The following is a 26,071-nucleotide window of genomic DNA, read 5'->3' on the forward strand; positions in this document are numbered from 1 at the left end:
GCTATTTCACCTGCGCCCGGTGCCGCACCGCCATCACCACCCCGAGGCCCAGGAAGTAGCTCAGGGTGCTGCTGCCCCCGGCGCTGAAGAAGGGCAGTACGATGCCCTTGTTGGGCAGCACCCCGATGACCATGCCCACGTTCACCAGGAGGTGCAGGGCGATGATGCCCGCGGCGCCCACGCAGAAGTAGGTCTCCGAGGCGCTGCGGGCCGCCATGGCGGTGTCGAGGATGCGCGCGAGCACCAGCCCGAAGAGGCCCAGGGCCATCAGGACCCCCAGGAATCCGCGCTCCTCGGCCCAGACGGAGAACACGAAGTCCGTGGTCTTCACCGGCAGGAAGTTGAGCTGGGTCTGGCTGCCGGAGGTGAAGCCCTGGCCGGTGAGGCCGCCGGCGCCGATGGCGATGCGGCTCTGGTTGATCTGGTAGCCCTTGCCCTTGAGGTCGGCGCTGGGGTCCAGGAAGGTCAGGACGCGCTGCTTCTGGTAGGGCTTGAGCACCTTGTGCCAGGCGCCGAAGCCCACCAGGGAGGCCAGGAGCACCGTCACGAGCACCCACCGGGCCTTGAGGCCCTTCAGGACGGGGATCAGCACCAGGATGGGCAGGAAGCTCACGGCCATGCCCAGGTCGGGCTGCTTGAGCACCAGGAGCATGGGGAAGAACACCAGGGCGGAGATCCCGGCCAGGTCCCAGGCGGTGAGGTCCTGGGGCTGGCGGGTTCCCAGGCGGTGGGCCACGAACAGCAGGGTCAGCCACTTCATGAGTTCGCTGGGCTGGAAGGTGAGGCCGGCCAGGACGATCCAGCGCTGGGAGCCGCCGATGCGGTGGCCGGCCACCAGCACCAGGGCCAGGGACAGGATGCCCAGGACGTACAGCGCGAACCCGCTGCGGAAGATGCGCTTGGGATTGACGCTGGCCAGGAAGGCCATGGCCGCGAAGCCCATGAGGTTCCAGAGGCTCTGCTTGGCCCAGAGGCCGGCCTGGCCCGTGCCGCGGCCCGCGGAGAAGACCGTGAGCGTGCCCATGACCACGAGCAGGACCATGGGCCACAGGAGGGCGGTGTCCAGGGCCCGCAGGCGCTCCTTCATGGCTCCTCCACGGCTTCCTGGGCCTGGGGCGGGGTGAATTCGTCGGGGATCTTCGCGCTGGGGGGCGGCAGGGGTTTCTTGAGGCGGTCGATGAACCAGTACTCCACGAGCTTCCGGGCCACCGGGGCGGCGCTGGAGGCGCCGAAGCCCGCGTTCTCGGCCACCACCACGAAGGCGATCTGGGGGTTCTCCCGGGGCGCGTAGCCCGCGAAGAGGGCGTTGTCCTTGAACTTCTTGGCGAGCTTGGCGTAGTGGCTCTTGTCCACGAAGGTGGTGACCTGGCTGGTGCCGGTCTTGCCCACCATCGTCACGCCCGGCAGGGCGGAGGAGGCGGCGGTGCCCGAATGGACCACCTCGTAGAGGCCCTCGTCCAGGATGGCGTGGATCTTCGGGTCCAGGCCCGTGTCCTTGGGCGGGGGCGGGGTGAAGAGCTCCATGGGCCGGTTGTCCCCGGTCTGGATGCCGTAGAGCAGGTGGGGGGTCAGCAGCTTGCCCCGGGTGGCCAGCATGGCGTAGAACCTGGCCAGCGCGATGGGGGTGAGGCTGTTGGCGCCCTGGCCGATGCTGACGCTGATCGTTTCGCCGGGCCACCACTTCTCTTTCTTCACGCGCTTCTTCCACTCCCGGCTGGGCACCCGGGAGGTGGCCTCGTGCGGCAGGTCCACGCCGGTGGGGACGGTGAGGCCGTACTTGACGGCGGTGTTGTAGATGTCGTCGACGTCCAGGCGCATGCCCAGCTCGTAGAAGTAGACGTCGCAGCTGCGGGCGATGGCCTGGACGAGGTTCAGGGTCCCGTGGGTGGCGTCGCAGCGGAAGTCGCGGTTGTAGAAGACCTTGTGGCCGGCGCAATGGTAGGTGGTCTCGGGGGTGACGATCCCCTTCTCCAGGGCGCAGAGGGCCACCAGGAGCTTGTAGGTGGAGCCGGGGGCGTAGCGGCCCTGGGTGACCCGGTCCAGCATGGGGCGCTCGGGGTTGTTCCAGTACTGGTCCACCTGTTCCTGGGTCAGCCGGTTGAGGAAGATGTTGGGGTCGTAGGAAGGGCTGGAGTACATGGCCAGGATGCCGCCGTCCCGCAGGTCCAGCACCACGCCGGCGCCGTTGTTCTCCCCCAGGGCCTCCTTGAGGGTCTGCTGGAGGCCGGCGTCCAGGGTGAGGTAGACGCTGCGTCCGGGCTTGGCCTCGTTCAGGCCGAACACGGCCACTTCGCGGCCCAGGTAGTCCACGAGGATCTTCCGCTGGCCGTCCACGCCCCGCAGGCGCTCGTTGCGCGAGGCCTCGAACCCGGAGCGGCCGATGATCTCGCCCAGCTGGTAGCGGTCGGGGTTCTTCTCCAGCTCCGCGGGGGTGACCTCACCCACGTAGCCCAGGGCGTGGCCGGCCAGTTCCTGGCCCAGGTACACGCGCCGGGGGGCGACCTCGATGCTGAGGAAGGGGAACCGCGCGCGCAGCACCTCGGCCCGGGCCAGGGCCGAATCGTCCAGGTTGTCCACGAGGGTGAGCATGCGGTTGCCCGCGGCCTGGCGGATGGCCTGGATCCGCCGCCGCAGCTGCTCGGGCTCCATCTGGAGGTTCTGGGCCAGGGCGTCGATCTGGGCGGGGTCGGTGGGCAGGTCCTCGTGCTGGATGACCAGGTGCAGGGCCCGGCGGTTGTCCACGATCTTGTTGCCGTTGCGGTCGAAGATGATGCCCCGGGGGGCCGGGGTGGTGCGGGTCTTCACCGCCTGGGAGAAGGCCAGGCGCTGCATCTCCCGGCGCATGCCCAGCTGCACCCAGCCGTAGGCCAGCACCAGGCCCAGGATCATGCAGAGGGTGACGGTGCGCATCACGGCGATGCGGCGGTGGATGAGGGTTCGGTTCAGGATCTCCACCGCTCACCTCCGGTGGATGGGGGGTTGGAGCTTCAGTGCGAGGGTCGCCCACAGGGGGATGGAGACCAGGGCCCAGATCCATCCGAAGCCCCAGGCGTGGGGGCCCGCCGCGAAGCGCACCAGGAGGTTGACCAGCAGCCAGTGGAGCATGGCCAGGGCCGCCATGCGGCCCCAGAAGGGGTTGCGGGAATGGGGCGGCCACTGCAGGAGGAGCCCGTAGGCCAGGAGGCAGATCAGCATGTTGGCCAGGGGGGTGCCGCCCAGGTGCGGGTAGATGCGCAGGGTCCCCTCCAGGACCCACCCACCCGCCAGGGCCCAGCCGAGGCCCTGGAGGGGCGTCGGGAATCCGGGGGCCAGGCCCAGCACGAGGAACACGTGGAAGATGGTCTGGATGCCCGGCCAGGGGGCGGTGAAGTGGATGCCGGCCAGGGCGGCCAGGGCGATGGCGTGCCTGCGCAGCATGGGGGCGGCCGGATTCATTTCGCCCCCTTGGATTTACGCACGGGCTTGGCGTCCTGGGGCGCGGGCGCGGGCGGCTGGAGCTCCAGCTGGGGACGCGGGGGCAGGATCAGCACCAGCGAGACCCGGTCCAGGGGGGCCGACAGGGCCACCTCCACCTGCAGCTCCGTGTCCCGGGGCCGCACGGAGGTCACGTAGCCCACCAGGAGTCCCCGGGGGAAGTTGCGGTCGAGACCCGACGTGTACACGGGCTCACCCACCTGCACGACCTCCTGGCTTCCAATGTAGCGCAGGGCCGCCTTGCCGGGCCCCAGGCCCTGCAGGACGCCCGTGGCGCGGCTGCGGGCCAGCATGACCCCCGTGGAGGCGTTGTAGGCGTCCAGGGGCAGGAGGCTGGCCTGGGTGGGCCCCACGTCCCATACGCGGCCCACGACCCCTTCGGGGCAGATGACGCCCTGGTCGGGCTGGAGACCGCCGTCCACGCCCTGGTCCAGGATCATGCCCCCGAAGGGGGCGCGGCGGACGTTGGAGATGATGCGGGCGGCGCGGAAGGTCAGGGGCAGGAGCTTCCGGAGCCCCAGGAGCCGGGTGGCCTCCTCCGCCTCGGCCAGGCGCGGGGCGGCGGCGTCCCGTTCGGCCCGGAAGGCGGCGACCTGGGCCCGCAGGCGCTCCACCTCGGCCACGGCCTCCCGGTAGGTGGACACCTTCTGGCGGCGGTTGTCCTTCCACACTTCCAGCCGGGCGGATACGGCCCGGGAGGGCGCCGACAGCAGGTCCAGCAGGTGCCGCCAGCGGTTGGAGGTTCCCCGGCCCAGGGCGATCCAGAGGACGTGCCCCAGCAGGAGGGCGACGATGGCCCAGCGCCTGCGTCCGGTCGGGTTCCAGCCCCAGGCGCTGCGATACATGCTAGTCGAGGATTTGAATGCGCCTCAGGAAGGGGATGTCCTCCAGGAGCATGGCCGTCCCGCGCACCACCGCGGTCTCGGGGTTCTCCGCGCGGTAGCAGGGGAGGTGGGTCTCCTTGCTGAGGCGCACGTCCAGGCCCTGGATCTTGGAACCGCCGCCGGTGAGGCAGATGCCCCGGTCGATGAGGTCCGCGGCCAGCTGGGGCGGGGTCTCGTTCAGGGCCTTGCGCACCAGGTCGATGATGGCGCTGATGGGTTCGGCCAGCGCCTCGCGGATCTCGGTGTCGTTGAGGGTGAGGGTCTTGGGCAGGCCCTCGAACTGGTCCCGGCCGGAGATGCTCATGGTGCGGGTCTTGTCGGAGGTGTAGGCCGAGCCCAGGCTCCACTTCACTTCCTCGGCGGCGGCCTCGGAGATGAGCACGTTGTACTTCTCGCGGATGTATTTGATGATTGCTTCATCCATCTCGTCGCCGGCGACCAGGATGGAATCCGCGAAGACCTTTCCGTTGTAGGAGATGACCGCCACGTCGGTGGTGCCGCCGCCGATATCGACGATCATGCAGCCCCGCTTCTCGTTGATGGCCAGGCCGGCGCCGATGGCGGCCACCATGGTCTGGTCCACGAGGAAGACCTCCCCGGCCTTGGCGTCGTAGCACACCTGCTTGACGGCCCTGCGGGCCACCTGATGGGCCCGGGGGGGGACGCTCACCACGATCCGCGTGCGGGCGATGCCCCGGTTGGGGCGGGCCTTCTTGATGAAGGCGGCCAGCATCCGCTCGGCGGCGTCCACCTCGAAGATCATCCCGTCCTTCATGGGGCGGATGGTCTGCACCCCCTGGGGCGTGCGGCCCAGGAGCTGCTTGGCCTCGTCACCCACGGCCTCCACTTCGTGGGTCTGGGTGTTGAGGGCCACTATGGAAGGCTCGTAAACGACAATCCGACCGGCCTGGCGGGTGTACACCAGCACCGAGGCGGTGCCCAGGTCGATGGCCAGATCCGACGTGAACAAATTGGACCAGAATTGACTCGAGAAGGGGGTAGGCACTGATCACTCCAACGGAATCCTCTAGATTGGCATGGATTTCAACCTTTCGCCGCCTCCAATAGCTCCCGGACCAGAAGATCGGGGTCCAGGCGCTGGGGGAGCTCGCGGTGGTAGCCGCGCACCCAGGTGGTGCCGTCCACCAGGATGAAGGGGATCGCTCGCTTGCCCGTCTCTCTCTCCAGCCGTTCGGCGGCCCCGGGCACGGTCTCGATGTCCACGGTGGCGTGGGCCACGCCGGCCTGGTCCAGCCACCGGTCCAGGCGGCGGCAATCGGGGCACCATGCGGCGGTATATACTTCGAGTTTCATATCTTTGAGTGATTCACCGGGGGACATGTCGCATCCTCGCTAGGCAGGGTATGCCTTCGATGTCATTCTGGAACTGAAATGTTTAGGAGAAAAGCATGGATATGCGCCTGGCGCGAATGATGGGAATGTGCGGGCTGCTGGTCGCGGCCCTGGGCTGCTCCAAGGTCTCCAAGGACACCTCCAAGGTCCTGGCCAACGTGGGCGGCGAGAAGGTCACCGAGAAGGCCTTTTCCGATGCCGTGCGCACCCTCGTGGGCGACGAGGCCAAGGCGAACGAGGTCCTCACCAGCCCCGCGCTGAAGGAACAGCGGAACCGCTTCCTGGCCGAATTCGTGGACCAGAAGGTCATGATCAAGTACGCCGAGAAGCAGGGACTTGACAAGGACGCCAAGGCCCGGCTCCTCATCGAGGCCGCCCGGTCCAACGCCTACGGCCAGATCCTCATGGAGAAGGCCATCGCCAAGATCGAGCCCACCGAGGCCCAGCTCAAGGCGTTCTACGACAAGGTGGCCGCCAGCGCCAAGGCCGCCGGCCAGGACCAGGGCTTCCCCACCTACGAGCAGGCCAAGCCCCAGCTGCCCAGCGCCTGGAAGCGCGAGCAGCTCAAGGACGCCAGCCAGAACCTCATGAAGGATGCCAAGGCCCAGGTCGTCACCACCATCGACCCCGCCTGGCGTGCGGCCGAGGGCCCGCAGTAGCCCCGCCGGGAAACGCCACCAGATCAAAGGCCCGCTTCGGCGGGCCTTTGATCTGGTGGCTGACCTTGCCCGGCTATTTCCAGTGCTGGCCGATGAATGCCTCCACCTCGGGCAGGCCGCCCTGGAGGACCAGGTAGCCGTTGTGGGGCTCCCGGGGCGTGATCTCGTGGTTCACCGGGGCCAGCAGCATGCGCCGGATCTCCGCGGGATCGTCGGTCTGGCCCAGCACCCAGGCCAGCTTCATGTAGGCGGTCTCGGGCAGCATGTTGTCCATGGGGATGATGCCCAGGTTCAGGAGGTCGCGGCCGGTGTCGTAGACGTACATCTGGGCGTAGCCCCAGATGGTCTGGACGGTCATGACCACGGTCATGCCCTTCTCGATGGCGCGCTTGACGGCGGGGTACAGGGGCTTGTTGATGTGGCCCAGGCCGGTGCCGGCGATGACCATGCCCCGGTAGCCCATACTGGACAGGCCGTCGATGATGTCGGGGTTGAAGTTGGGGTAGTAGTACTGGATGGTCACCTTCTCCTCGAAACTCGGGTTGATGATCGGGACCCGGGTCTTGTCGCGCTTGAGGAAGTCGTCGGTGAGGTACTTGAAATACTGGCCGTTCTCGCCGCGCTCCCGGGCCACCGTGGCCAGGGGGGTGGCGCCGATGGTGCGGAAGGTGCTGCGGTAGCTGGAGTGCATCTTGCGGCACCGCGTGCCGCGGTGCAGGAGGTCGTAGTTGTCCGAGGTGGGCCCGAACATGCAGAGCATCACCTCGGCGATGTCGCACTCGGCGGCGGTGCGCACGGCGTTCATGAGGTTGAGCGCGGCGTCCGAGGAGGGCCGGTCCGAGCTGCGCTGGCTTCCCACCAGGACGATGGGCACGGGGGAGTTCTGGACCATGAAGCTCAGGATGGCCCCGGTGTGGCTCATGGTGTCGGTGCCGTGGCCGATGACGATGCCGTCCACCCCGCGCTTGATCTCCTCGCCGATGGCCTTGGCCAGGGCGATGTACTGCTCGGGGCCCATGTTCTCGCTGAAGACCCCGAAGAGCTTCTTGGTGTCCATGTTGGCGATGTCGGCCAGCTCGGGCACGGCGCCGTACAGCTCGCCGGGGGTGAAGGCGGGGATCACGGCGCCGGTGCGGTAGTCCAGGCGGGAGGCGATGGTGCCGCCGGTGCCCAGGAGCGTGACGTTCTTCTTCCGGGAATCCACCGGGAAGGCCTTCTCCGGGATCTTGTACACGGCCTTCTTGTACCCCAGCTCCCGGGCGGAGGCGATGCGGGAGGCCACCACGCCCACGTTGTAGCCGTTGACGAGCTTGATGACGATGTGGAGATCGTCGAAGGTCTCGCTGCGGGGCAGGATCACGCCCTTGAAGGCCGAGCCCCGGTCGTTCACGACCTCCACCTCGCTCCACACGCCGATGCCGTACTGCTCGAGGGCGGCGCGGGCGGGGCCGCGGTAGCCCTGGTAGCGGTCGTCCCGTTCGTTGACGCTCATCGGGAGGCCTCCTGGGTGAGTCGGGTCCTCAAGTAGTCCGCCACGTCCCGGGCGGGGGCCTTGCCCAGCAGGTCCTTCATGGCGCGCCCGGCCAGGAAGCGCAGGCGCTTGCCGTCCGAGTCGCCCAGGTCGATGCGGTAGTCCTCCATGGACAGGCCGGAGATCTGGCGGCTCCACACCTCCCGGGGCTGGACGCCGAAGCCCAGGGCCGCCATGGCGGCCTCGGCGCCGGTGCCGGGGTGCTTGGCCATGTGGGTGGCCAGGGCGGGGATGGCCTCCCGTGAGATCTGGCCGTTGGTGAGGAGGTCGAAGATCTGCACCCATTCGCCCACGCCCAGGCGCTCCATGGGGATGCCCCGGCGCTTGAGGGCCTTGGCCCGCTGGCCGATCTCCACGGCGGCCACCAGGCCGTCCACGCCCGTGAGGCGCACCACGGCGTCGACGATGGCGACGCCGCCCCTGCGGATGAGGTATTCCGTGGTCTCGGGGGGCACGCGCCAGGCGCCGAACTGGTGGAAGCGCTCCCAGGGGGTGGGCTTCATGCGGGCGCGGGCGGCCTCCACGCGCTCGGACGTGATGCGGGTCGGCGGCGAGTCCGTGTCGGGATACATGCGGTCCGGGCCGGGCAGGATCCGCTCGAAGGTGGTGAAGCCGCCCACCATGGCCTGGCGGGTCTCCTGGGGGACGCCCTTGAGGGCGTCGATGTAGCGCAGGCGGATCTCCTCGGCCGCGGTGCGGCAGTCGGCCTCGGGGCCGCAGACGATGTAGTAGTCGTCGTTCTCGGCCATGCGCAGCTTGCGGCGCAGGCGGTCCAGGACCCGGTGCTTGGCCGGGAATTCCGGCAGGTGCTGGCCGCTGAGCACCACGGGCGCCTCGTCCAGGCAGGCGATGACGCGGATGCGCCCGCTCAGCTCGTCCAGGAAGGTGGTGTCGGGCTGGGTGGGGAACTGGGCCAGGCCCAGGCCGCCCTCGAGCTTGATGGCGAAGATGCGGCCGCCGCCGCGGATGGCCCGCTGCATGAACCCCAGGTCCACGCCCTGGAACACCTCGGTGACGTCGAAGGCGGAGGTGCGGATGTCCGAGGGCTCGCGCATGCCCCGGCGGTGCAGTTCGTCCCGGAAGCGCAGGAGGTTCACCTGGCGCACCCCTTCGTTGTGCACGAGCTTGACGGCGTACCCCGCCTTGGGCACGCCCTTGATCTCCACGCGGTTGCCGCCCCGGACGCTGACGTTGATGTCCTGCCGGCTGGCGCCCAGTCCCGTGCGGACCCGCCCCGTGCTGCGGGCCACCAGGCCGCAGAGGGTGATGGCGTCGCGCACCTCCTCGGGGGAGCGCAGGTCCGGGCCCGTGACGGTCTCGGTGAGGGGCATGCCCAGCCGGTCCGTGCGCCAGACGATGCGGTGGCCCTTGTCGCTCACCTCGCGGCAGGAGTCCTCCTCGATGGAAAGGTGGGTCACCGTGAGGTTCCGCCCCTTGAAGGGGAGCCCGCCGTTCATGCCCACGATGGCCGTGCGCTGGAAGCCCGTGGGGATGGAGCCGTCCAGGTACTGCTTACGCGCGATGTGCACCTCGTCGATGATGTCCATGCCCATGGCCAGGCACAGCTCGATGGCCACGTCGATGGCCTCCTGGTTCACCAGGAAGGGCGGGGTGTCGTCCATCTCGTAGGTGCAGACGTTGAGGTGGTTCAGGAGGTAGATGATCTCCTTCTTGGTCTTGAACTCCATGAGGGCCGTGCCGTCATACTCCCCCAGCTCGCTCAGGGTGGGACGCATATGGCGCAGCACTTCCCCGTCATGGGTTTCGGTGTAGAGGCCGGCCGGGCAGCGGCAGAACAGCTTGTGGGCCGTCAGGAGCTGCTGGTGCACCTCCAGGCCCGAGATCAATCCCGCCGATTGATAGTCCAGCTTCTCGATCATTCCACACCTATAAGGGTAAGGACTTCTTGAGGGATGGTCACCCTTCGGCGAGCGCTCCGTCAAGGCTGGGACCGCGTGGAGAGCGGGATTGATGACCCCCGTCACATCCCTATGAAAGCAAGGTGCCGTGCATTCATCTATTGGAATCAGGGAATAAAACCGGATTCCACCCATCTAACCCACATGGCCAGAAGGCCCTTAGGAGCAACGATGACAAAACTACTCATATCCCTGGTTCTGGGCACCTTGACCCTTACCGCCGCCGCCGCGTCCGACGCCCCCAAGAAGACGTGTTGTTCGGCCACCTGCTGCAAGGCCGACAAACCCTGCGACCACCACTGCGACAAGGCCTGCGAGAAGGCCGGCTGCAAGACCTGCTGCGACAAGCCGAAGGCCGAGCAGCACACGCACTGATCAGTCGACTGTGATGGACTTCGATACGTTCTTGGGACTGTCGGGGTGAACACCGTGGTCCACCACCTTCAGCTCGTCCAGGTAGTCCATCTTCAGGACCGACATCCTGAAGGCCAGGCGCTGGAGGATGATCGAGGCGGCGAAGACGAACAGGTTGGCGTCTGAGGAGGCGGGCACCTCCAGGTACTGGGACCAGTAGCGGTCCTGTCCGGAGGGCCTGCCCGCCACGGCCATGGCCAGTTCGGGGTTCTTCTCGGCGATCAGGAGGATGTCCGCGCCCCGGATCTTGTGGGTGTGGATCTGGCTGATGGTGATGCGCACGTCCCGTTCGTCCGAAGGGCACACGAACAGGAGGGGGTAGTTGGAGAAATGGGCCTCCACCAGTTCGGGCCAGGTGCGCAGGGCCGCCATGCCGCCGGTGAAGGGGCTGCCGTCGCGCTTGGCCTCGTAGCCTTCCAGGAGGCCGGCCAGGTCGCCGATGGAGAACAGGGTGTTCTTGCCCAGGATGGTGTTGGGGCCGTGCTTGAACTCCGCGGCGTCGTAGCCTTCGGCGTGGTTCAGGACCACTTCGCGTATCTTGAGGGCGCCCTCCCGGGCCAGGCCGATGAGGCCGGTGCCCAGGATGTGCAGGGACGGTTCCAGGTGCAGGCGCCGGGCGGCCTCCTCCACGGCGGGGCCGCAGGTCTCCAGCGTGCGGGTCACCAGGTCGGCGGCGGCCTTGAGCTTGGCGGCGATCTTGCGATCGGTCATGGAGAAGGACGCGGCGATCACGTAGAGGACGGCGATCTGGTTGAGGAAGCTCTTGGTGGCGGCCACGGCGATCTCGGGGCCGCAGAGGATGGGAAGGTAGAACTCCACGAGCTCCTGGGGGATCCGGCTGTTCTCGTTGTTGACCAGGGCGATGCGCCGCAGGGAGGGGATGCGGGCCTGCACGTCCTGGAAGATGTCCACCAGGTCCTTGGTCTCGCCGGACTGGGTGATGCCGATGAGCAGGTCCCCGGGGGCCAGGGTGTTCAGGTACATGGACCGGAAGGTGCCGGGGTTCACGGGGAACACCCCGATGCCGGAGAGGTTGTTGAAGAAATAGGCCGCCACGAGGGAGGCGTGGTGGGAGGTGCCCGAGGCCACCAGGAAGACGCGCCCGGTGGCGGTGCGGATGGCGTGGACCAGGTCCTGCAGGTGGCGGGTCACCCGGCGCTGCTTCTTCCACACCACCAGGTGGTCGTAGAGGGCCAGGTCCTCGCCGGCGCCGGGCTCCAGGCGCAGGAGGTCGGCCAGCAGGGCGCGCTCGTCGGACACCGGTTCGGCGGGGGCGAGGGTGGCCCGGTGGGGCCGGACCCAGGCGGACAGCTCCTGGTGCACGGGGTCCTCGCGCAGGCGCCGGAAGGCCGCCACCAGGGCGGTCTCGTCCGCGGCCTCGTGCAGGGCGCCCACCTTGGCCAGCAGGGCCTTGCCCAGGTCCAGGCGCTCCTCGAAGGCGTGGAAGAGCCCTTCGGTGGCCGGATCCGTGAAGTAGTAGCGGAGGATCCCCTCCAGGTTCTCCGGGGAGGAGGCGATCTCCTGGTCCATGAAATACCGGAAGGGGGCCCGCAGGCCCGTGTCCCGGACGTTGAGCTTGGAGCGCCTGGGGCGCGGCGTGGAGAAGGCCAGGGGCCCCGCCAGGGGAAAGACCGCGTAGGTCCGTTCCGTGAACCAGAGGCCCTCCCCCTCGGCAAGGGGGATGAGCATGCGCGTCTTGCTGAGCACCGAGGTGAGGTCGCTGGAGACCACCACGAACTCCCCGAAGGCGTCCGTGCCCAGGCCCGCGTAGAGCGACGAGCCGGACTTCACGGCCACCACGCCCGGCACCCGGGGGTCGCAGAAGGCCGCGGCGTACGAGCCTTCGCCCTTGGCGTCGGCCTTGCGCACGGCCTCCACGAGGCGCACGGCGGCCTCCGGCACGGCGCCGGCGCCGCCGGGGCCCGGCCCGGCCAGGGCTTCGGCGTAGAACTCCTCCACCACGTGGGTGATCATCTCCCCGTCGTTGTCGGAGACCACCCGGTGCCCGCGCTCGGCGAGCCAGGTCTTCAGGGCGTCGGTGTTGGAGATGTTCCCGTTGTGGGCGCCCACCATCTCGACCTTGCAGGCCACGTGGTGGGGCTGGCTGTTGACGTCCGTGACCGCGCCGTAGGTGGCCCAGCGCACCTGGCCGATGAAGCGCTGGCCCATCTCCCGGTCCATGCCCAGGTCCACCACCACGCGGCTGGGCGCGCCGACCTTCTTGAGGAGGCGGATGGCGCCGCCGGCGTCCACGAAGGCGCCGCCGGTGGAATCATAGCCGCGGTACTCCAGGCGCTTGAGGAGCTCTCCGCCCTCCTGGCCCAGGCAGGGGTTCTCGGCCCCATAGCAGATGGATACGATTCCACACATGTCGGATCTCCGTCTCTCTAGCTGTGCTTGGCCTGGAACTCGGCGTAGGTGCCCTGGAAGTCCTCGATGCCGTCATCGGTGACGTTCCAGATGCGGGTGGCCACCTCGTCGATGAGGTCCTCGTCGTGCGTGACCAGGATGACGGTGCCCTCGTAGCGCTGCAGGGCGGTGTTGAGGGCGATGACGGCTTCCAGGTCCAGGTGGTTGGTGGGCTCGTCCAGCACCAGGAAGTTGGGCTTCTGGAGCATGAGCTTGCAGAACATGAGCCGGCAGCCCTCGCCGCCGGAGAGGACCTCGGTGCGCTTCATCCCCTCCTCGCCCCGGAAGAGCATCTGCCCCAGGACGCCGCGGATCTGCTCGACGAGGGCGTCGGGATCGAACTGCCGCAGCCAGTCCACCAGGGCGTAGCCCCCGGGGATGGATTCCCGGAAGTCCTGGGCGAAGTAGCCCACGTTCACCTCGTGGCCCCACTTGACGGTGCCCGAGTCGATGGCGCGGTCCGCTTCCGTGACCTGGGGGGCGTTGGCGAGCAGCGCCTTCAGGAGCGTGGATTTCCCGGCGCCGTTGCGGCCCACCAGGGCGATCTTCTCGCCCCGGGCGACGTTGGCGGTGAAGTTGCGGATCACCTCCTGGCGGCCATCCTCCTGGTCGTAGCCCTTGCAGACGTCCTCGAATTCCAGGGCGTGCCTGCCCCCGGGCTTGTTCTGGCCGAACATGATGTAGGGGCGCTGAATGTTGCTGCGGGCCAGGTCGTTGGGGGTCAGGCGCTCCACCTCCTTGCGGCGGGAGTTCACCTGGCTCGACCGGGTGCCGGCGGCGAACCGCTGGATGAAGTCGTTGAGCTGGGCGATCTTCTTCTCGCGCTGGGTGTTCTCGGACTCCAGGCGGGAGCGGATCTGCATCTTCTGCAGGACCATGTCGTCGTAGCCGCCGGTGTACTGGATGATGGTCTGGTAGTCGATGTCGGCGATGTGGGTGCAGATGGCGTTGAGGAAGTGGCGGTCGTGGGAGATGACCACCAGCGACCCCTTGTAGCGCGACAGGAAGTTCTCCAGCCAGTGGATGGAGTCCAGGTCCAGGTGGTTGGTGGGCTCGTCCAGCAGCAGGGCCTCGGGGTTCCCGAACAGGGACTGGGCCAGCAGGACGCGCACCTTCTGGCCGCCCTGGATCTCGCCCATGGTGCGCTCGTGGAATTCCTCGGGGACGCCCAGGCCGTCCAGGAGGATGGCCGCGTCGGCCTCGGCGGTGTAGCCGTCCTCGTCGGCCACGATGCCCTCGAGCTCGCCCAGGCGCATGCCGTCGGCGTCGGTCATGTCGGCCTTCTCGTAGATGCGGTCCCGCTCCTGCAGGGCCTCCCACAGGGGCTTGTTGCCCATGATGACGGTGTCGATGACGCGGAAGGCGTCGAAGGCGAACTGGTCCTGGGCCAGGACGCCCATCTTCCGGGGGCGCTGGATCATGCCGGTGGTCGGCTCCATCTCGCCGGTGAACAACTTGATGAACGTGGACTTTCCGCTTCCGTTGGGGCCGGTGAGGCCGTAGCGGCGCCCCGGCTGGAACGTCGTGGTCACGTCTTCGAACAGGATCCTCGCGCCGAAGCGCATGGTCACGTTTTGGGCACCGAGCATGTTTCCCCCAGAACCCTATATTCTATCAGGGTTTCCCCAGCTTCACGAGCTTTGGTTCCTTCGGCCCCCCGCCGCCAGCGCGTGCGCGGCCAGGAGCAGGAGTCCGATGTCCCTCAGGATGGCCCAGCGCATGTCGGCCACGCGCTCGTCCACGGTGCGGGCCGCGGCCTGGGTGGTGAAGCAGCCGCAGTCCACGGGGTGGTTCCGGGCCAGGTTGATCGACAGGGCCACGGTGAAGGCCAGGAGCAGCGCCCCCACCCAGGCCGCCGCGGCCCGGGTCCACAGGCCCAGGCACAGGGCCAGGCCGCACAGGAGCTCCAGCCAGGGCAGCAGCAGGGCCGAGGGTTGCACGCTCCAGGCGGGGAAGAGCTGGTAGTTCCAGATGGCCTTGGCGAAGCCGGGCGGGTCGGCGATCTTGGGCAGGGCCGCGGCCACGAAGACGGCACCCAGGGCGATCTGGACCCTCACCGTGAGCCAGGGGTGGAAGAGCCTTCGCCTCATGGCCGGGCCCCCCGGGCCACGGGACGGGCCTTGGCGGTCCAGTCCGGGAAGCCTTCGTTGTAGACCAGGAGGTTCCGGTAGCCCAGCCCCTGGAGCTTGGCGGCCAGGAGCTTGGAATCCTCGCAGCCGGCGGCGCAGTAGAGCACGATGGGGTCCTTCATTCCGGGGTTGGCCCGGGCCTCGAATTCCGTGATGCGCCGGTCGCAGTCGGATTCCCACACCGGGGCGCTCCAGGCCCCGGCCACGTGCCCCTCCTCGAAGTCCGCGGTGCGCCGCGCGTCCACGAAGGGGATCCGCCGGCGGTAGGCGGCCCAGGCGTCGTCGGAGCCGATCTGGCGCACCACCGCGGTGGAGGACGGCTGGAAGGGGTCCAGGGTCCTGGGTGCGGGTTGCGGGGCCGGCGCGGGGGATTTCGCGGGAGGGACCGTGGACGTGGCCGGTTCCGGCGTCGCTTCCGGTTTCGCATCCGGCGCAGTTTCAGGCGCCGCGGCCGCCTCCGGGACCAGGGACACGGCGGGGACCTGGCCCAGCCAGTCCAGCTTCCGGCTGGGCGGTGCGAAGCGGTTGGCGATGGCGGCCATCACCCCCGCCGCGGCCAGGAAGGCCAGGGCACGCGTGAGGTGGAGGGCGAGGCGGGACATGGGCTGCGTCCATTCTCCGCGAGCCGGGACCCCCGGGGCAAGGGCCGGTTCGCCGGGGCTAAAGGACGACCTTCCGCCGCGCGCCGGCGGGAGGGCGTTCCAGGGCCCGCAACCGCTGCCTCCAGTCCGCATGGTCCAGGTCCAGGCCGATCACCACGGCGGCCGCGGGGGCGAGGGCTCCGCCGGCAAGGGCGGGTAGGGGGGTGATCTCCAGGCGCCCGTCGGCGAGCTGGAAGGCCCAGCGGTCGCTCCCGTCGTTGCGCGCGGGCCAGCCCTGGAAGACGCACACCCCCTTGGCCCGGAGCACCTCTCCCCGGTCCGGGGGGCGCAGGAAGAGGGCTTCCAGGGCCTCGGGGTCCACCGGGTGGTCCCAGCGCAGGGTGAGGGCCCGGGCCTGGGCGAAGCTGGGTCCGGTGGAGGGTTCCTGGGCGCCGGGGATGACGCCTTCCCAGGGGTCGGGGCTGCCCGCGGGGGCCTCCCCCATGCGGGTGCGCACGATGGCGTGGCCCGGAAAGGCGGCGCGGAGCTGGCTCTCCCAGGCCACGGCCATGCTGGGGTCCGCGTCGGCCTTGCTCACGTAGACCAGGCTCGCCAGCGCGGCCTGGCGCCGGAGGAGGGCCTTGCGCTCCAGGTCCGCCAGGGGGGCCAGGGCGGAAACCACCGTGAGGCAGCCCACGAGGCGGATCCCCCCCAGGGCCGGATCCTCCTCCAGGTCCACCAGGTCCGTGGGATCGGCCAGGCCCGTGGTCTCCAGCACCACGCGCCCGGGGCGGCGCTCCTCGGGCAGGGCCGCCCAGTCCGCCAGCACCTTGACCACGTCGGCCTTCAGGCTGCAGCACGCGCAGCCGTCCACGAGGTTGGCGATGTCGGCCAGTTCGGGCCGGGCGGCATCCAGGAGGATCCCGTCGACGCTCACCGAGCCGAACTCGTTGATGAGCACCGCGACCCTGCCGCCTCGCGCGAGCTCGGCCTTGAGGAGCCGGTTCACGGCGGTTGTCTTTCCCGAACCGAGGGGGCCTGTGACCAGTAGGACTTCGAGCATCTGCGACCTTTTCGTTGCCAGCGTCAATCATGGCAGACTGGAGCCATGGACCTGGTGGACAGCAGCTATCTGGGGGCCGTGGCCCTCGCGGGCGCCGCGGCCCGGGCGCTTTCCCGGGGCCTGCCCCCGGACTGGCGCCTGCGCCTGGAGGCCACGGTGCCGGACGACCTTCCCGAAGGCTGGCTCTGGCTCCACGCCGTGAGCGTGGGCGAGCTGGTGCTGGCGGAGGGCATCCTCTCGGTGCTCCGGGAGCGCGGGCACCACGTGCACGTCACCACCGGCACCGCCAACGGCATGGCCCTCCTGGCGAGGCGCCTGCCGGGGTGGGACGCCGGCACGGGCCGCGTGACGGGCGGCGCCTTCCCCCTGGACGATCCGGAGGGCCTGGCTCCCTTCCTGAAGGTTCCGCCCGGCGCCTTCGTGAGCCTGGAGACGGAGATCTGGCCCAACCTCCTGCGGGAATTGGAGGCCCTGGGCGTGCCCAGGTGCGTGGTCAACGGCAGGCTGACCCGCCGCAGTCTGGACCGGGGCGGGCCCTGGATGGCCCGGGCCGCTTCGCGCCTGACGGTGGTGGCCGCCCGGGACGCGGCCAGCGCCGCGCTGTTCCGGGAACTGGGGGCGCCCCGGGTGGAACTGGGCGGCAACCTCAAGGCCGACCTGCCGCAGCCGCGCCCCCTGCACGGGGGGTGGGCGCACCTGCGCCGGGCCTGGGCGGGCAGCCCGGTGCTGGTGGCCGGCAACACCGTGGAGGGCGAGGAGGCGCGGGTCCTGGAGGCCTGGGAGGCCGCCCGGGCGCGCCATCCCCGCCTGCGCCTCATCCTGGCCCCGCGCCAGCCCCGGCGCTTCCCGGAGGCCGCGGCGATGCTCGCGGGCAGGGCCTTCCGCCGGGCCTCGGAGGTCTGGCCCCCGTCGGCCGACGCCTGGGAAAGCTGCGACATCCTCCTCCTGGACACCCTGGGGGACCTGGCCTCGGCCTACCGGGAGGGCACGCTGGCCCTGGTGGCCGGGGGCTGGGCCTGGCACGGCGGCCACAATCCCCTCGAGCCGGTCCGCATGGGCCTGCCCACCCTGGTGGGGCCGGGCTACACCAATTTCGAGGACCTGGTGGAGCCCCTGCGGGAGGCGGGCCTGGTGGAGGTCGTCCCGTTGGAGCGACTGAATGAACGAACGACCGAGCTGCTGGAGGGCGCATGCCTGCGACCCGCGGAATCCGGCAAGCCGGTGCCCTATCCCGAAGGGCTTGCGGGCTCTTTAGAAAAAACCGTTTCAATTCTCAAGAATTGCCTACCCCCGCCCCGATAGGGTATTGTCGGCTTTACCGGAGCACTGCCCATGACCACGCTTCCCCCCAATGTCCTCCTGATCGATGACGATGTGGCCGTGCTCGGGATGGTGGGCGACGCCCTGACGCACTTCGGGATGAAGGTGCACGCCTTCTCGGAGGGGGACCGCGCGCTCCATCTGCTGGAGGACCCGGCCTCCCCCCTGTTCGACCTGGTCATCTCCGACATCAACATGGAGGGCATGGACGGCTTCGACGTCATCAACCGCGTGAAGGCCACCCGGCCGGGCCTGCCGGTGGTGCTCATGACGGGCCAGGCCAGCCTGGACTACGCCATCCGGGCCATGCGCATGGGCGCCTCCAACCTGTTCCAGAAGCCCCTGACCATCCGGGAGCTGGTCAACAGCGTCTTCCACCTGGTGGACCTCCACCGGGAGATCCGCCTGGCGGAATCGGGCCTGCGGGGCATGACCGAGGAACGGCGCACCTTCCAGAGCCGGGCCGGGGAGCTGGACATCCCCAGCCTGGTCTCCCATCTCACGGACCGCCTCGTGCCCATGGGCTTCGCCAAGGCCGCCAACGTGGACGTCATCGCCATGGCCTTCCACGAGGCGCTGGTCAACGCCCTGGAACACGGGTGCCTGGAACTGGATTCCGGGCTGAAGGGCGATATCTTCGCGGAGACCGACGCCTACGCCTCCCAGCTCCAGAAGCGGCTGGCCGATCCGCACTACGCCAACCGGCTCATCGAGGTGGAGAGCGTCCTCACGCCCGAGAGCTTCACGGTGACCGTGCGGGACGCCGGTCCGGGATTCGACGTGACCACCGTCTCCACCCTTTCCGACGTGGACCTGAACAGGCAGTGCGGCCGGGGTCTCCCGCTGATCCTCCTGGTCATGGACCAGGTGGTGCACAACCCCAAGGGCAACGAGATCCGCCTGGTCCTGAACAAGAAGGAACCGCGCTGACGGGGGCTCCCCGTCAGCGCGGTTCAGTTCTTAGAGTGCTTGCTGTATGAAGGCCTTGAGTTGGGGCTTGGCCTGTCCGCCGACCTTCTGGTCGACCTTCTTGCCGTCCTTGAAGAGCAGGAGGGTGGGAATGGACATGACGCCGAACTGGCCGGCCACCACGGGGTTCTCGTCGACGTTGATCTTGACGATGCGGGCCTGGGACTGGAGCTCACCCGCCAGTTCGTCAAGGATGGGGGCGATCATGCGGCAGGGGCCGCACCAGGGGGCCCAGAAGTCCACGAGGGTGACGCCCGTGGCGACGGTCTGCTGGAAGTCTGCGTCGGTGATGTGCTTAACGAGGTCTGACATGGATCTCCTTCATGGTTCAAGAAGCGGCCGGCCGAGTCCGGCTCATGGAATGGGAAACAGGTTGTCCTGGGTCATGCCTCCCCCCCATTGGGCAAGCGTGAACACCGTCATGTACCGTTCGTTGGTGTCGCGCAGGCGCTGGGTGAGGACTTCGCAGAGGGCGTAGAGGACCTTCAAGGCGATGCCGTGGTTGGCCTCGATGAGGGTCCGCAGTTCCCGGAGCGGGATGAAGAAGGCTTCGCTGGGGACGTTGGCCACGGCGTCGGCGGCGCGGGTGGAGAAGTCCACCAGGGCCATCTCGCCGAAGAAGGCGTTGGGTTCGAGGATGGCCAGGGCCTCCTCGCCGGTGGCCGTGTGCTTGGAAATGCGCACCGAGCCGTCGATGACGATGTACAGCCCATCCCCCGCGTCCCCTTCCCGGAAGATGACCTCCTCCGCCCGGTAGCTTCGCACCTGGCCGATGTCGAGGACCTGGGCGCGCTCCGTCCCGTCCAGGTCCCTGAACAACGGAGAATCTCGGAGGAATTGGGTTCGGGTCAATGGGCGTCCAGGTGAACGTGGCCGACGATGTCGAGGCCGAAGCCACGGAGACCAATATACTTCTTTTCCGCCCTGCTCAGGAGCCGCATTTCTTTAACTCCAAGGGATACAAGGATATGGGCTCCAACACCCACATCCCGGTCGCTCAGGGGGGCCTGGGGCGGGATCTCGGGGTCGGTTCCGGGCCGGCGGAGGTACACCAGCACGCCACGGCCCTCGGAGCGGATGGCGTCCATGGCTTCGTGGAAGGGCGTGGGCATGAGCTTGCCGAAGCCGTCCAGGTCGTCGGGGAGGGTCTCCTGGTGCACCCGCACCAGGGGCGCGGGACCGCCCTCCACCTCGCCCAGGACGTAGGCGAAGTGCTGGCTGCCGTCCAGGAGGCTCTCGAACCGGTGCACCTTGAGCGAGCCCCAGACGGTCTCGCGCACCGTGGTGCCCACCCGGCGGATGATGGGGTCCACCCGCAACCGGTGGGCCACCAGGGCGGCCACGGTCACCAGGGGAAGGTTGAACTGCTCGCAGAAGGGCACCAGGTCGGGCACCCGGGCCATGGTGCCGTCGTCCTTCATGATTTCGCAGATGACGCCCGAGGGGTGCAGGCCCGCCAGGCGGGCCAGGTCCACGGACGCCTCGGTCTGGCCGGTGCGGGCCAGGACGCCCCCGGGCTTGGCCCGCAGGGGGAACACGTGCCCGGGCTTGACGAAGTCCGAAGGCTTGGCGCCCGGGGCGACCAGGGCCTTGATGGTGCGCGCGCGGTCGTGGGCGGAGATGCCCGTGGAGGTGCCCTCCCGGGCCTCCACGCTCACGCAGAAGGCCGTCTCGAAGGGGCTGGTGTTGTCCTGGACCATCTGGGGGATGTGCAGGTGGTCCAGGAGGGGCCCCTCCAGCGTCGCGCAGATGAGCCCGCGGCCATGGGTGGCCATGAAGGCGATGATTTCGGGCGTGACGTGCTCGGCGGCGAGCGTGAGGTCCCCCTCGTTCTCCCGGTCCTCGTCGTCCACCACGACGACCATCCGGCCCTGGCGAATGGCCTCGATGGCCGTTTCGATGGATGAGAAGGGTGTGGTCACGGCGGATCCCGAAAACCTGATTGTATTTCAGAAGTGAACCCCGGCCCCGGGGAACCTGCGGAACGCTCACGGCATCAAAGGTCCGGGACCACCCGGCGTGGGATCGTGCTAGGATTTTGTCCAAGCATACACTTATGAGAGAGGGGATCTCCATGTCCCAGGGTCTTATCCAAGGTTCCATGCGCGAGGCGCCCCTGCCGGATATCATCCAGCTCGTGAGCCAGGGCGGGAAGACGGGCTGCTTCCACATCGCGGAGGAGCTGCACAAGGCGCGCATCTACCTGAAGGACGGCCGCATCGTCCACGCCGTCTCCAACGACTGCGAGGGCCTGGACGCCATCTACGAGGTGGCCCTGTGGCTGGACGGGCACTACCACTTCGAGGAGAGCGACGGCGGTGTCGAGGTGACCATCACCAAGCCGAACCCTTCCATCCTCATGGAGATGCACCGCCGCATGGACGAGTGGCGTGTCATCAGCCAGAAGATCCCCTCCCTGGACCTGCACCCCCACACCACGCTGCTTCCCGGCGAGACCCCCTCGGGCGTGAACCCCCGCGAGGCCCGGCTCCTGGCCCTGGCCACCGGGTACTACACCGTCGCCGAGCTGGCCGAGGTGCTGGAAAAGCCGGTCCTGAACATCGCCAAGGACCTGTACGGACTCGTCATGGGCGGCCACGTGGTGCTCAAGGGCGTGCGCAGCGGCAAGCGTCCGGACGTTCCCGGCAAGCCCGCGCCCGCGGCGGAAAAGCCCCTGCCGCCGCCGGTCCAGCCCGCGGCCGTGCCGGAAGCCGCGCCGGTCCATGAGCCCCTGCCGGTTCCGGAGCCCACGCCGCTCACGGTTCCCATGGGTCTCGCCCCGGAATCCCCGGCGCTGCCCGCGGAGCCCGAAATGCCCGTGCGCGTGGAGCTGCGGCCCCCCGCCGCCGCGCCCCGGCCCATGGTTCCCGCCCAGGACCCCGTGCGCCTGGCCAAGCTCACCAACTTCACCCAGCGCATCGTCCAGACGGCCAAGGGCGCCCTGCCGCCCGAGCACCACGAGATGGTGCACCGCCTCCAGGCGAAGGCCAACCAGCAGCTGGTGGCCGGCGAAGGTCCGGAAGCGGTGAAGAACCTGGCCCTGGCCGTCTCGCGGGGAGCCGTGGACGCCGGGTGCGACGGCGAAACCGTCAAGAACCTCAACGCCCACCTCAAGGCCCTGTTCGCCAAGTAGCAACCCCGGAAGCCCGCATGACACGATCCCGCACCGCCTCGGTCCTTCTCGCCATCCCCGCGCTCCTGGGCGCCCTGGCGTGCGTGGACCCCAAGCCCGGCGACACCGGCACCACGCCGCTCTACGTCTACGACAACGCCGGCCACCAGATCCTGGCCTGGGACGACATCAACACCATCGCCAACCTCGCGGCCGACAGCGCCGTCCCGTCCTCGGCCCGGGTCATCAAGGCCGACGTCATCACGAACCTGGGCACGCTGGCCTGGGGGGGGATGGTCCTGAACCCCAGCGCCAACACCCTCTACCTCGTGGACGAGAACGGCAACGTCGTGCGCGTGAACAACGCCAGCACCCAGAACGGCACCCTCACGTCGACCCTGGACGTGGCCAGCTTCACCCTGGGCAACAGCAGCAGCGACCGCCTCGCGTCGTCCGTGTTCTCCCAGGCCGCCATGGACACCTCCACCGGTTCCCTCTACGTGCTGGAGACGGGCTCGAGCAATGCCTGGCGCATCTGGACCATCGCCAACCCCGGCTCCATCCTCCCCGGCGGGGTGGCCCCCCCGGGCACCTACATGGACAGCACCATCACCCAGGACACCGGCGGCGCCGCCATCGCGGCGGCGGGATCGGGAAACCTCGTGGGCTTCTTCCGCAGCGGTTCGGTGGTGCCCGACACCCTGGGCGTGCAGAACACCGGGCCGCGCCTCCGCCTCTCCTCGGGCAGCGCCTTCCAGTTCAACACCCAGGTGCTCGTGGGCCCCAACACCCTCCTGTGGGACGGCTCCACCACCCCCGCCTACGCCTCCATGGCGTACGACGCCACCTTCAACCGGCTCTACGTGGCCCGGCCCATCGCCTCCGGCAAGGCGGTGCTGGCCATCAACCAGGGCCAGTTCACGGTGGGCAACATGAACCAGGCCCCTTACGACGCGCTGCCCGACACGGCCACGGCCCTGGCCGCACTGCGCGTCATCGCCCATGCCCGCATCAAGGACTGGATGGTGGGGGCGGACTTCACCTCCTCCACGACCAACTCGGGCACCGGCACCAACCTCCTGCGGGTGTGGAAGGGCCCTTCGTCCAAGGCGGCCTCGGTGAGCTACCGCCTGCCCACCGGCGTGGAAATCCGGGGCCTGGCCCTGGACGGGAGCAAGTAGGATGGTCTTCCTGCGGCTTCTGGGCCTGCTGGCGCGCGACGTGATCAACGATCTGTTCCGCCACCGGGGCCAGCACTTCCTGGCGGTGCTCACCCTGGCCTCGGGTCTCCTCCTGGCCGGCGGCGGCCTCCTGGTGGTGCAGGGCCTGGACCGCTGGGTCTCGCGCATGGAGGGCCTGGCCCGCATCACCGTCTTCGCCAACGAGGGCGGCGGCCTGGACCAGGCCGAAAGCCAGCTCCGGCGGGACCCGCGCTTCGCCTCCGTGCGGCGCATCTCCTCCCAGGAGACCACCCGGCGCTTCCTGGAAACCACCCGCGACGCCGGCCTCATGCTCAAGAGCCTGGGCGAGCCCATTCCCGAGACCCTGGAGCTGAGCCTGCGCCAGGACCTGCTGGCCGCCCGGAGGGCCATTGAGGTGGGCGAGAGCCTGCGCACCCTGCCCGGGGTGGGCGACGTGGTGGTGGACCAGGAGCGCCTGGAGGGCCTCCAGAAAACCGCCCGCCTCGTGCGCTCGGCCCTGAGTTCCTTCGGCGTCCTCCTGCTGGTGGCCGCGGGGTTCGCCACCGGCAACGTCATCCGCATGTGCATCATGACCCGGGAGGAGGAGATCACCATCATGCGCCTCGTGGGCGCCACCGAAGGTTTCATCCGGACGCCCCTCCTGGTGGAGGGCGGCGTGCTGGGCCTCCTGGCCAGCATGGTGGCCGTCCTGGGCCTGCTGGGCCTCTGGTGGCCCGTGGCCCACGGCGTGGGCCGCCTGTCGCCGCTCCTGGTGGAACTGGCGAGGCTCGGCTTCTTCTCCCCCGGCAACGTCGCCCTCATGGGCCTGATCGGAACCGCCACCGGCGCCCTGGGCGCCCTGTGGGGCTTCTGGAGCACCCAGCGGGCCATGCGCAAGTCCGAAGCCCTGATGGAGCAGCGGGGGGCCTAGGGTTCGGGTCCCCACATCGCGCCCCGTAAGGGGTCTTTGGCTCTGCAGAATCCAATCTGGTCGAAGGTTTTGAGAAAATGCTTATCGCCTCGGCGATACGTCTTTTCACCCGGCTTCCGAGACAACGGGTTCTTGCCGATATCCAAAGCCTCCCCTATTTGGGGCCGGAACCCACCCCGCATGCGCCACTCTGTCACCCCCTTATAGGGGCCTGGAATTGCAGATGGTTCCATGTATTTCCGGCGGCCTGCACTAGACGCCCCGGAGCAGACCCTCGGCTGCCGCCAGGGCGGCGGGGGTGCCGTTCAGGGCAATCCGGTCGCCCGCCTGGAGCTTGATTCCCGGGGAGGCGGGGAGCCATTGGCCGGCGCGTTCGACGGCGACCAGGGCGGGGCTGGGGGCCCGTTCCAGGGCCAGTTCCAGGTCGCCCAGGGGGCGGCCGGCGAAGGGGCACCCGGGGGCGAGGGGCAGGGCGGCCAGGATCCGGTCCGCCTCGGGGGGCGCCTCCCGCCAGGGGCGCCGGACGCTCTCCAGGAGCCACTGGGAGCCGAGGGTGGCGCTTCGCCTGGGGATCCGGCCGAGAATGGCCACGCACACCAGGGTGCCCGCCGCCAGGGCCAGGGCGGGGCCCTGGGGAAGGAGGGGCTGGAGGACGGCGAGGCTCGGGGTGGCCAGGGCCAGGAGCAGGGCGCCCTGGAGCGCGGGGGTGCCGGCCAGTTGGCCCGTCCGGCGGTAAAGGGCCCAGCCCAGGAAGGCCAGGCCCGTGGCCGCCAGGGCCCCGGCCGCCAGGGGGTGGGCCGTGGCCAGGGGGTGGTGGCGCACCTGGATGGCGCCGATGGCCAGGGCGTTGAAGAGCAGGGCGTCCAGGAACAGGTAGCCGACGGCGGGGTAGGGGGTGGCGCCGGGCAAGCGCCCACGGAGGCCCTGGGTCCAGCCGTGGATCCGAACGAGTGACCGGTGTACGGGGGCGGGGATGAGGCGGTCGAAGCCCCGGGCGATGGCTTCCCCCCGGCGGAAGAAGAACGGCCCCGCCACGGCCGTGACGAAGGCCACCCCCACCACCACGGGCAGGGCCTGGGGAAACCGTAGGCCGGCCGCGGCGCCCACCCCCACCAGGACGAAGGAGAGCTCGCCGGGCTGGGCCAGGGTCAGGCCCACCCGGAGGCCGGAAGGGGCGGGGATCCCCGCGGCGGCCGCGCCCAGGGCGCCGCCGGCGGCGCTGCCCAGGAGCACCACGGCCGACAGGAGCAGGATGGGGCCCGCCTGGGCGGCCAGGAGCCGCGGGTCCATGAGCATGCCCACGGCCACGAAGAAGATGGCGCCGAAGAGGTCCCGCACGGGCAGCACCAGGCGCTCGATAGGACGCACCCGGCGGCTTCCGGCCGCCAGCATCCCGGCCGCGAAGGCCCCCAGGGCCGGGGAACAGCCGAACTTGGAGGCCAGCACGGCGCACGTGAAGCACGCCCCCACCGCGGCCACGAGCAGGGTCTCGTCCCGGCCGTGGTCCGCGGCCCAGCGCAGCAGAGGGGGCAGGAGCAGCCCGCCCAGCCCCAGCAGGCCGGCCAGGAAGAGCCCCACCCGCGCCAGGGCCCAGCCCACGCCCCCGGCGGCCGCCGACGAGGTGTCCAGCCCGGCCAGGAGCAGGATGGCGAAGAGGTCCTGCACCACCAGCACCGAAAACACCAGGTCCCGGAAGGGCCCCCGGGTGCCGTGCTCCTCAAAGACCTTGGCGATGATCATGGTGCTCGACACCGCCAGGGCGGCGGCGGTGAGCGCGCTCTCCCGCTGGCCCCAGCCCAGGCCGCGGCCGGCGAGGAAGCCCAGCCAGGTGGTCAGGCCCACCTGGACCACCCCCAGGAACACGGCCGGGATCCCCTCCCGGGCCAGCTTGCGGAAATCGAATTCCAGGCCCACCGAGAACATCAGCAGGATCACGCCCAGCTCGGCCAGGGTCTGGACGTTCTGCACGTGGGCCACCAGGGGCACCGGGACGTGGGGTCCCACGATGAGGCCCGCCAGGAGGTAGCCCAGCACCGCGGGCTGGCGCAGGCGGCGGAAAAGCAGGGTGGTGAGGGCCGCCACGCCCAGGACGGTGGCCAGGTCGACGATCAGCAGGTGCGGGTTGGACGCCATGTTCCAGGG

24 protein-coding genes are annotated in these 26,071 nt (G+C 69.4%); 7 read left to right on the top strand and 17 right to left on the bottom strand.

Features of this window, described 5'->3' with window-relative positions; genetic code table 11:
• Position 1: 1 nt before the first annotated feature.
• The 6 genes from rodA to ACZ5LB_RS17825 are packed head-to-tail and all read right to left on the bottom strand — an operon-like array spanning position 2 to position 5,672.
• A complete protein-coding gene (gene rodA / locus ACZ5LB_RS17800; protein WP_464603544.1) occupies positions 2-1,087 on the bottom strand; it encodes a rod shape-determining protein RodA in 1,086 nt (361 codons plus the stop codon).
• On the bottom strand, positions 1,084-2,955 hold the full coding sequence (gene mrdA / locus ACZ5LB_RS17805; protein WP_464603545.1) for a penicillin-binding protein 2: 1,872 nt from the start codon (positions 2,953-2,955) through the stop codon (positions 1,084-1,086). The genes rodA and mrdA overlap by 4 nt, the downstream gene beginning before the upstream one ends.
• Before the next feature lie 3 nt (positions 2,956-2,958).
• Positions 2,959-3,435: a hypothetical protein gene (locus tag ACZ5LB_RS17810; RefSeq protein WP_464603546.1), complete on the bottom strand. Its 477-nt coding sequence runs from the start codon at positions 3,433-3,435 to the stop codon at positions 2,959-2,961.
• Positions 3,432-4,319 carry a rod shape-determining protein MreC gene (gene mreC, locus ACZ5LB_RS17815; RefSeq protein ID WP_464603547.1) on the bottom strand — a complete coding sequence of 296 codons (888 nt, stop codon included), beginning with the start codon at positions 4,317-4,319 and terminating at the stop codon, positions 3,432-3,434. Before mreC ends, ACZ5LB_RS17810 begins: the two co-directional genes overlap by 4 nt.
• Before the next feature lies 1 nt (position 4,320).
• A complete protein-coding gene (gene mreB, locus ACZ5LB_RS17820) occupies positions 4,321-5,364 on the bottom strand; it encodes a rod shape-determining protein MreB (protein WP_464603548.1) in 1,044 nt (347 codons plus the stop codon).
• 38 nt (positions 5,365-5,402) lie between these two features.
• Positions 5,403-5,672, bottom strand: a complete 270-nt coding sequence (locus ACZ5LB_RS17825) for a glutaredoxin family protein (RefSeq protein ID WP_464603549.1) — start codon at positions 5,670-5,672, stop codon at positions 5,403-5,405.
• A 95-nt stretch (positions 5,673-5,767) separates the two neighbouring features.
• Between ACZ5LB_RS17825 and ACZ5LB_RS17830 the strand changes: the two genes are divergently transcribed.
• Positions 5,768-6,370, top strand: coding sequence for a SurA N-terminal domain-containing protein (locus ACZ5LB_RS17830; protein ID WP_464603550.1), 603 nt, complete (start codon positions 5,768-5,770; stop codon positions 6,368-6,370).
• A 73-nt stretch (positions 6,371-6,443) separates the two neighbouring features.
• Here the strand turns inward: ACZ5LB_RS17830 and gatD are convergent, their stop codons facing one another.
• On the bottom strand, positions 6,444-7,862 hold the full coding sequence (gene gatD, locus ACZ5LB_RS17835) for a Glu-tRNA(Gln) amidotransferase subunit GatD (protein ID WP_464603551.1): 1,419 nt from the start codon (positions 7,860-7,862) through the stop codon (positions 6,444-6,446).
• Complete coding sequence (gene gatE / locus ACZ5LB_RS17840; protein WP_464603552.1) at positions 7,859-9,781, bottom strand: Glu-tRNA(Gln) amidotransferase subunit GatE; 1,923 nt, start codon at positions 9,779-9,781, stop codon at positions 7,859-7,861. Before gatE ends, gatD begins: the two co-directional genes overlap by 4 nt.
• 210 nt (positions 9,782-9,991) lie before the next feature.
• Here gatE and ACZ5LB_RS17845 point away from each other — a divergent pair, with 210 nt between their 5' ends.
• On the top strand, positions 9,992-10,195 hold the full coding sequence (locus ACZ5LB_RS17845; protein ID WP_464603553.1) for a hypothetical protein: 204 nt from the start codon (positions 9,992-9,994) through the stop codon (positions 10,193-10,195).
• Here the strand turns inward: ACZ5LB_RS17845 and ACZ5LB_RS17850 are convergent, their stop codons facing one another.
• From ACZ5LB_RS17850 to ACZ5LB_RS17870, 5 genes are read right to left on the bottom strand one after another with little or no spacing between them, the layout of a single operon-like run.
• Complete coding sequence (locus tag ACZ5LB_RS17850) at positions 10,196-12,604, bottom strand: SIS domain-containing protein (protein WP_464603554.1); 2,409 nt, start codon at positions 12,602-12,604, stop codon at positions 10,196-10,198. It abuts the gene before it with no gap.
• Between the two features lie 17 nt (positions 12,605-12,621).
• A complete protein-coding gene (locus ACZ5LB_RS17855; RefSeq protein ID WP_464603555.1) occupies positions 12,622-14,232 on the bottom strand; it encodes an ABC-F family ATP-binding cassette domain-containing protein in 1,611 nt (536 codons plus the stop codon).
• Positions 14,233-14,274: 42 nt separating this feature from the next.
• Positions 14,275-14,733, bottom strand: a complete 459-nt coding sequence (locus ACZ5LB_RS17860; RefSeq protein ID WP_464603556.1) for a MauE/DoxX family redox-associated membrane protein — start codon at positions 14,731-14,733, stop codon at positions 14,275-14,277.
• Positions 14,730-15,374, bottom strand: coding sequence for a rhodanese-like domain-containing protein (locus ACZ5LB_RS17865; protein ID WP_464603557.1), 645 nt, complete (start codon positions 15,372-15,374; stop codon positions 14,730-14,732). The genes ACZ5LB_RS17860 and ACZ5LB_RS17865 overlap by 4 nt, the downstream gene beginning before the upstream one ends.
• 58 nt (positions 15,375-15,432) lie before the next feature.
• Complete coding sequence (locus tag ACZ5LB_RS17870) at positions 15,433-16,416, bottom strand: CobW family GTP-binding protein (protein ID WP_464603558.1); 984 nt, start codon at positions 16,414-16,416, stop codon at positions 15,433-15,435.
• Between the two features lie 45 nt (positions 16,417-16,461).
• Between ACZ5LB_RS17870 and ACZ5LB_RS17875 the strand changes: the two genes are divergently transcribed.
• Positions 16,462-17,718 carry a 3-deoxy-D-manno-octulosonic acid transferase gene (locus ACZ5LB_RS17875; protein WP_464603559.1) on the top strand — a complete coding sequence of 419 codons (1,257 nt, stop codon included), beginning with the start codon at positions 16,462-16,464 and terminating at the stop codon, positions 17,716-17,718.
• A gap of 30 nt (positions 17,719-17,748) precedes the next feature.
• Complete coding sequence (locus ACZ5LB_RS17880; protein WP_464603560.1) at positions 17,749-18,666, top strand: ATP-binding protein; 918 nt, start codon at positions 17,749-17,751, stop codon at positions 18,664-18,666.
• A gap of 30 nt (positions 18,667-18,696) precedes the next feature.
• Here the strand turns inward: ACZ5LB_RS17880 and trxA are convergent, their stop codons facing one another.
• From trxA to ribB, 3 genes are read right to left on the bottom strand one after another with little or no spacing between them, the layout of a single operon-like run.
• A complete protein-coding gene (gene trxA / locus ACZ5LB_RS17885; protein WP_316413095.1) occupies positions 18,697-19,017 on the bottom strand; it encodes a thioredoxin in 321 nt (106 codons plus the stop codon).
• A 42-nt stretch (positions 19,018-19,059) separates the two neighbouring features.
• Complete coding sequence (locus tag ACZ5LB_RS17890; RefSeq protein WP_464603561.1) at positions 19,060-19,524, bottom strand: Crp/Fnr family transcriptional regulator; 465 nt, start codon at positions 19,522-19,524, stop codon at positions 19,060-19,062.
• Positions 19,525-19,553: 29 nt separating this feature from the next.
• Positions 19,554-20,627 (bottom strand): 3,4-dihydroxy-2-butanone-4-phosphate synthase, encoded by a 1,074-nt coding sequence (ribB, locus tag ACZ5LB_RS17895; protein ID WP_464603562.1) that lies wholly within the window; start codon positions 20,625-20,627, stop codon positions 19,554-19,556.
• A 152-nt stretch (positions 20,628-20,779) separates the two neighbouring features.
• Here ribB and ACZ5LB_RS17900 point away from each other — a divergent pair, with 152 nt between their 5' ends.
• Genes ACZ5LB_RS17900 through ACZ5LB_RS17910 form a run of 3 tightly spaced genes read left to right on the top strand, consistent with a single transcriptional unit; the run spans position 20,780 to position 23,929 of the window.
• Positions 20,780-21,838, top strand: coding sequence for a DUF4388 domain-containing protein (locus ACZ5LB_RS17900; protein WP_464603563.1), 1,059 nt, complete (start codon positions 20,780-20,782; stop codon positions 21,836-21,838).
• Positions 21,839-21,855: 17 nt separating this feature from the next.
• Positions 21,856-22,998, top strand: coding sequence for a hypothetical protein (locus ACZ5LB_RS17905; protein ID WP_464603564.1), 1,143 nt, complete (start codon positions 21,856-21,858; stop codon positions 22,996-22,998).
• 1 nt (position 22,999) lies between these two features.
• Positions 23,000-23,929 carry a cell division protein FtsX gene (locus ACZ5LB_RS17910; protein WP_464603565.1) on the top strand — a complete coding sequence of 310 codons (930 nt, stop codon included), beginning with the start codon at positions 23,000-23,002 and terminating at the stop codon, positions 23,927-23,929.
• A 252-nt stretch (positions 23,930-24,181) separates the two neighbouring features.
• On the opposite strand, the gene ACZ5LB_RS17915 is transcribed toward ACZ5LB_RS17910, so the two are convergent.
• Entirely contained in the window at positions 24,182-26,062 is a 1,881-nt protein-coding gene (locus ACZ5LB_RS17915) for a cation:proton antiporter domain-containing protein (RefSeq protein ID WP_464603566.1), read from the bottom strand.
• Between the last annotated feature and the right edge of the window lie 9 nt (positions 26,063-26,071).

This window comes from Mesoterricola sp. MK458, from assembly GCF_055384935.1.

Coding starts and splice junctions, on each gene's coding strand:
- rodA (WP_464603544.1), bottom strand. CDS start 1,087: ATGAAGGAGCGCCTGCGGGCCCTGGACACCGCCCTCCTGTGGCCCATG.
- ACZ5LB_RS17810 (WP_464603546.1), bottom strand. CDS start 3,435: ATGAATCCGGCCGCCCCCATGCTGCGCAGGCACGCCATCGCCCTGGCC.
- mreC (WP_464603547.1), bottom strand. CDS start 4,319: ATGTATCGCAGCGCCTGGGGCTGGAACCCGACCGGACGCAGGCGCTGG.
- ACZ5LB_RS17825 (WP_464603549.1), bottom strand. CDS start 5,672: ATGAAACTCGAAGTATATACCGCCGCATGGTGCCCCGATTGCCGCCGC.
- ACZ5LB_RS17830 (WP_464603550.1), top strand. CDS start 5,768: ATGGATATGCGCCTGGCGCGAATGATGGGAATGTGCGGGCTGCTGGTC.
- gatD (WP_464603551.1), bottom strand. CDS start 7,862: ATGAGCGTCAACGAACGGGACGACCGCTACCAGGGCTACCGCGGCCCC.
- gatE (WP_464603552.1), bottom strand. CDS start 9,781: ATGATCGAGAAGCTGGACTATCAATCGGCGGGATTGATCTCGGGCCTG.
- ACZ5LB_RS17845 (WP_464603553.1), top strand. CDS start 9,992: ATGACAAAACTACTCATATCCCTGGTTCTGGGCACCTTGACCCTTACC.
- ACZ5LB_RS17850 (WP_464603554.1), bottom strand. CDS start 12,604: ATGTGTGGAATCGTATCCATCTGCTATGGGGCCGAGAACCCCTGCCTG.
- ACZ5LB_RS17855 (WP_464603555.1), bottom strand. CDS start 14,232: ATGCTCGGTGCCCAAAACGTGACCATGCGCTTCGGCGCGAGGATCCTG.
- ACZ5LB_RS17860 (WP_464603556.1), bottom strand. CDS start 14,733: ATGAGGCGAAGGCTCTTCCACCCCTGGCTCACGGTGAGGGTCCAGATC.
- ACZ5LB_RS17865 (WP_464603557.1), bottom strand. CDS start 15,374: ATGTCCCGCCTCGCCCTCCACCTCACGCGTGCCCTGGCCTTCCTGGCC.
- ACZ5LB_RS17870 (WP_464603558.1), bottom strand. CDS start 16,416: ATGCTCGAAGTCCTACTGGTCACAGGCCCCCTCGGTTCGGGAAAGACA.
- ACZ5LB_RS17875 (WP_464603559.1), top strand. CDS start 16,462: ATGGACCTGGTGGACAGCAGCTATCTGGGGGCCGTGGCCCTCGCGGGC.
- ACZ5LB_RS17880 (WP_464603560.1), top strand. CDS start 17,749: ATGACCACGCTTCCCCCCAATGTCCTCCTGATCGATGACGATGTGGCC.
- trxA (WP_316413095.1), bottom strand. CDS start 19,017: ATGTCAGACCTCGTTAAGCACATCACCGACGCAGACTTCCAGCAGACC.
- ACZ5LB_RS17900 (WP_464603563.1), top strand. CDS start 20,780: ATGTCCCAGGGTCTTATCCAAGGTTCCATGCGCGAGGCGCCCCTGCCG.
- ACZ5LB_RS17905 (WP_464603564.1), top strand. CDS start 21,856: ATGACACGATCCCGCACCGCCTCGGTCCTTCTCGCCATCCCCGCGCTC.
- ACZ5LB_RS17910 (WP_464603565.1), top strand. CDS start 23,000: ATGGTCTTCCTGCGGCTTCTGGGCCTGCTGGCGCGCGACGTGATCAAC.
- ACZ5LB_RS17915 (WP_464603566.1), bottom strand. CDS start 26,062: ATGGCGTCCAACCCGCACCTGCTGATCGTCGACCTGGCCACCGTCCTG.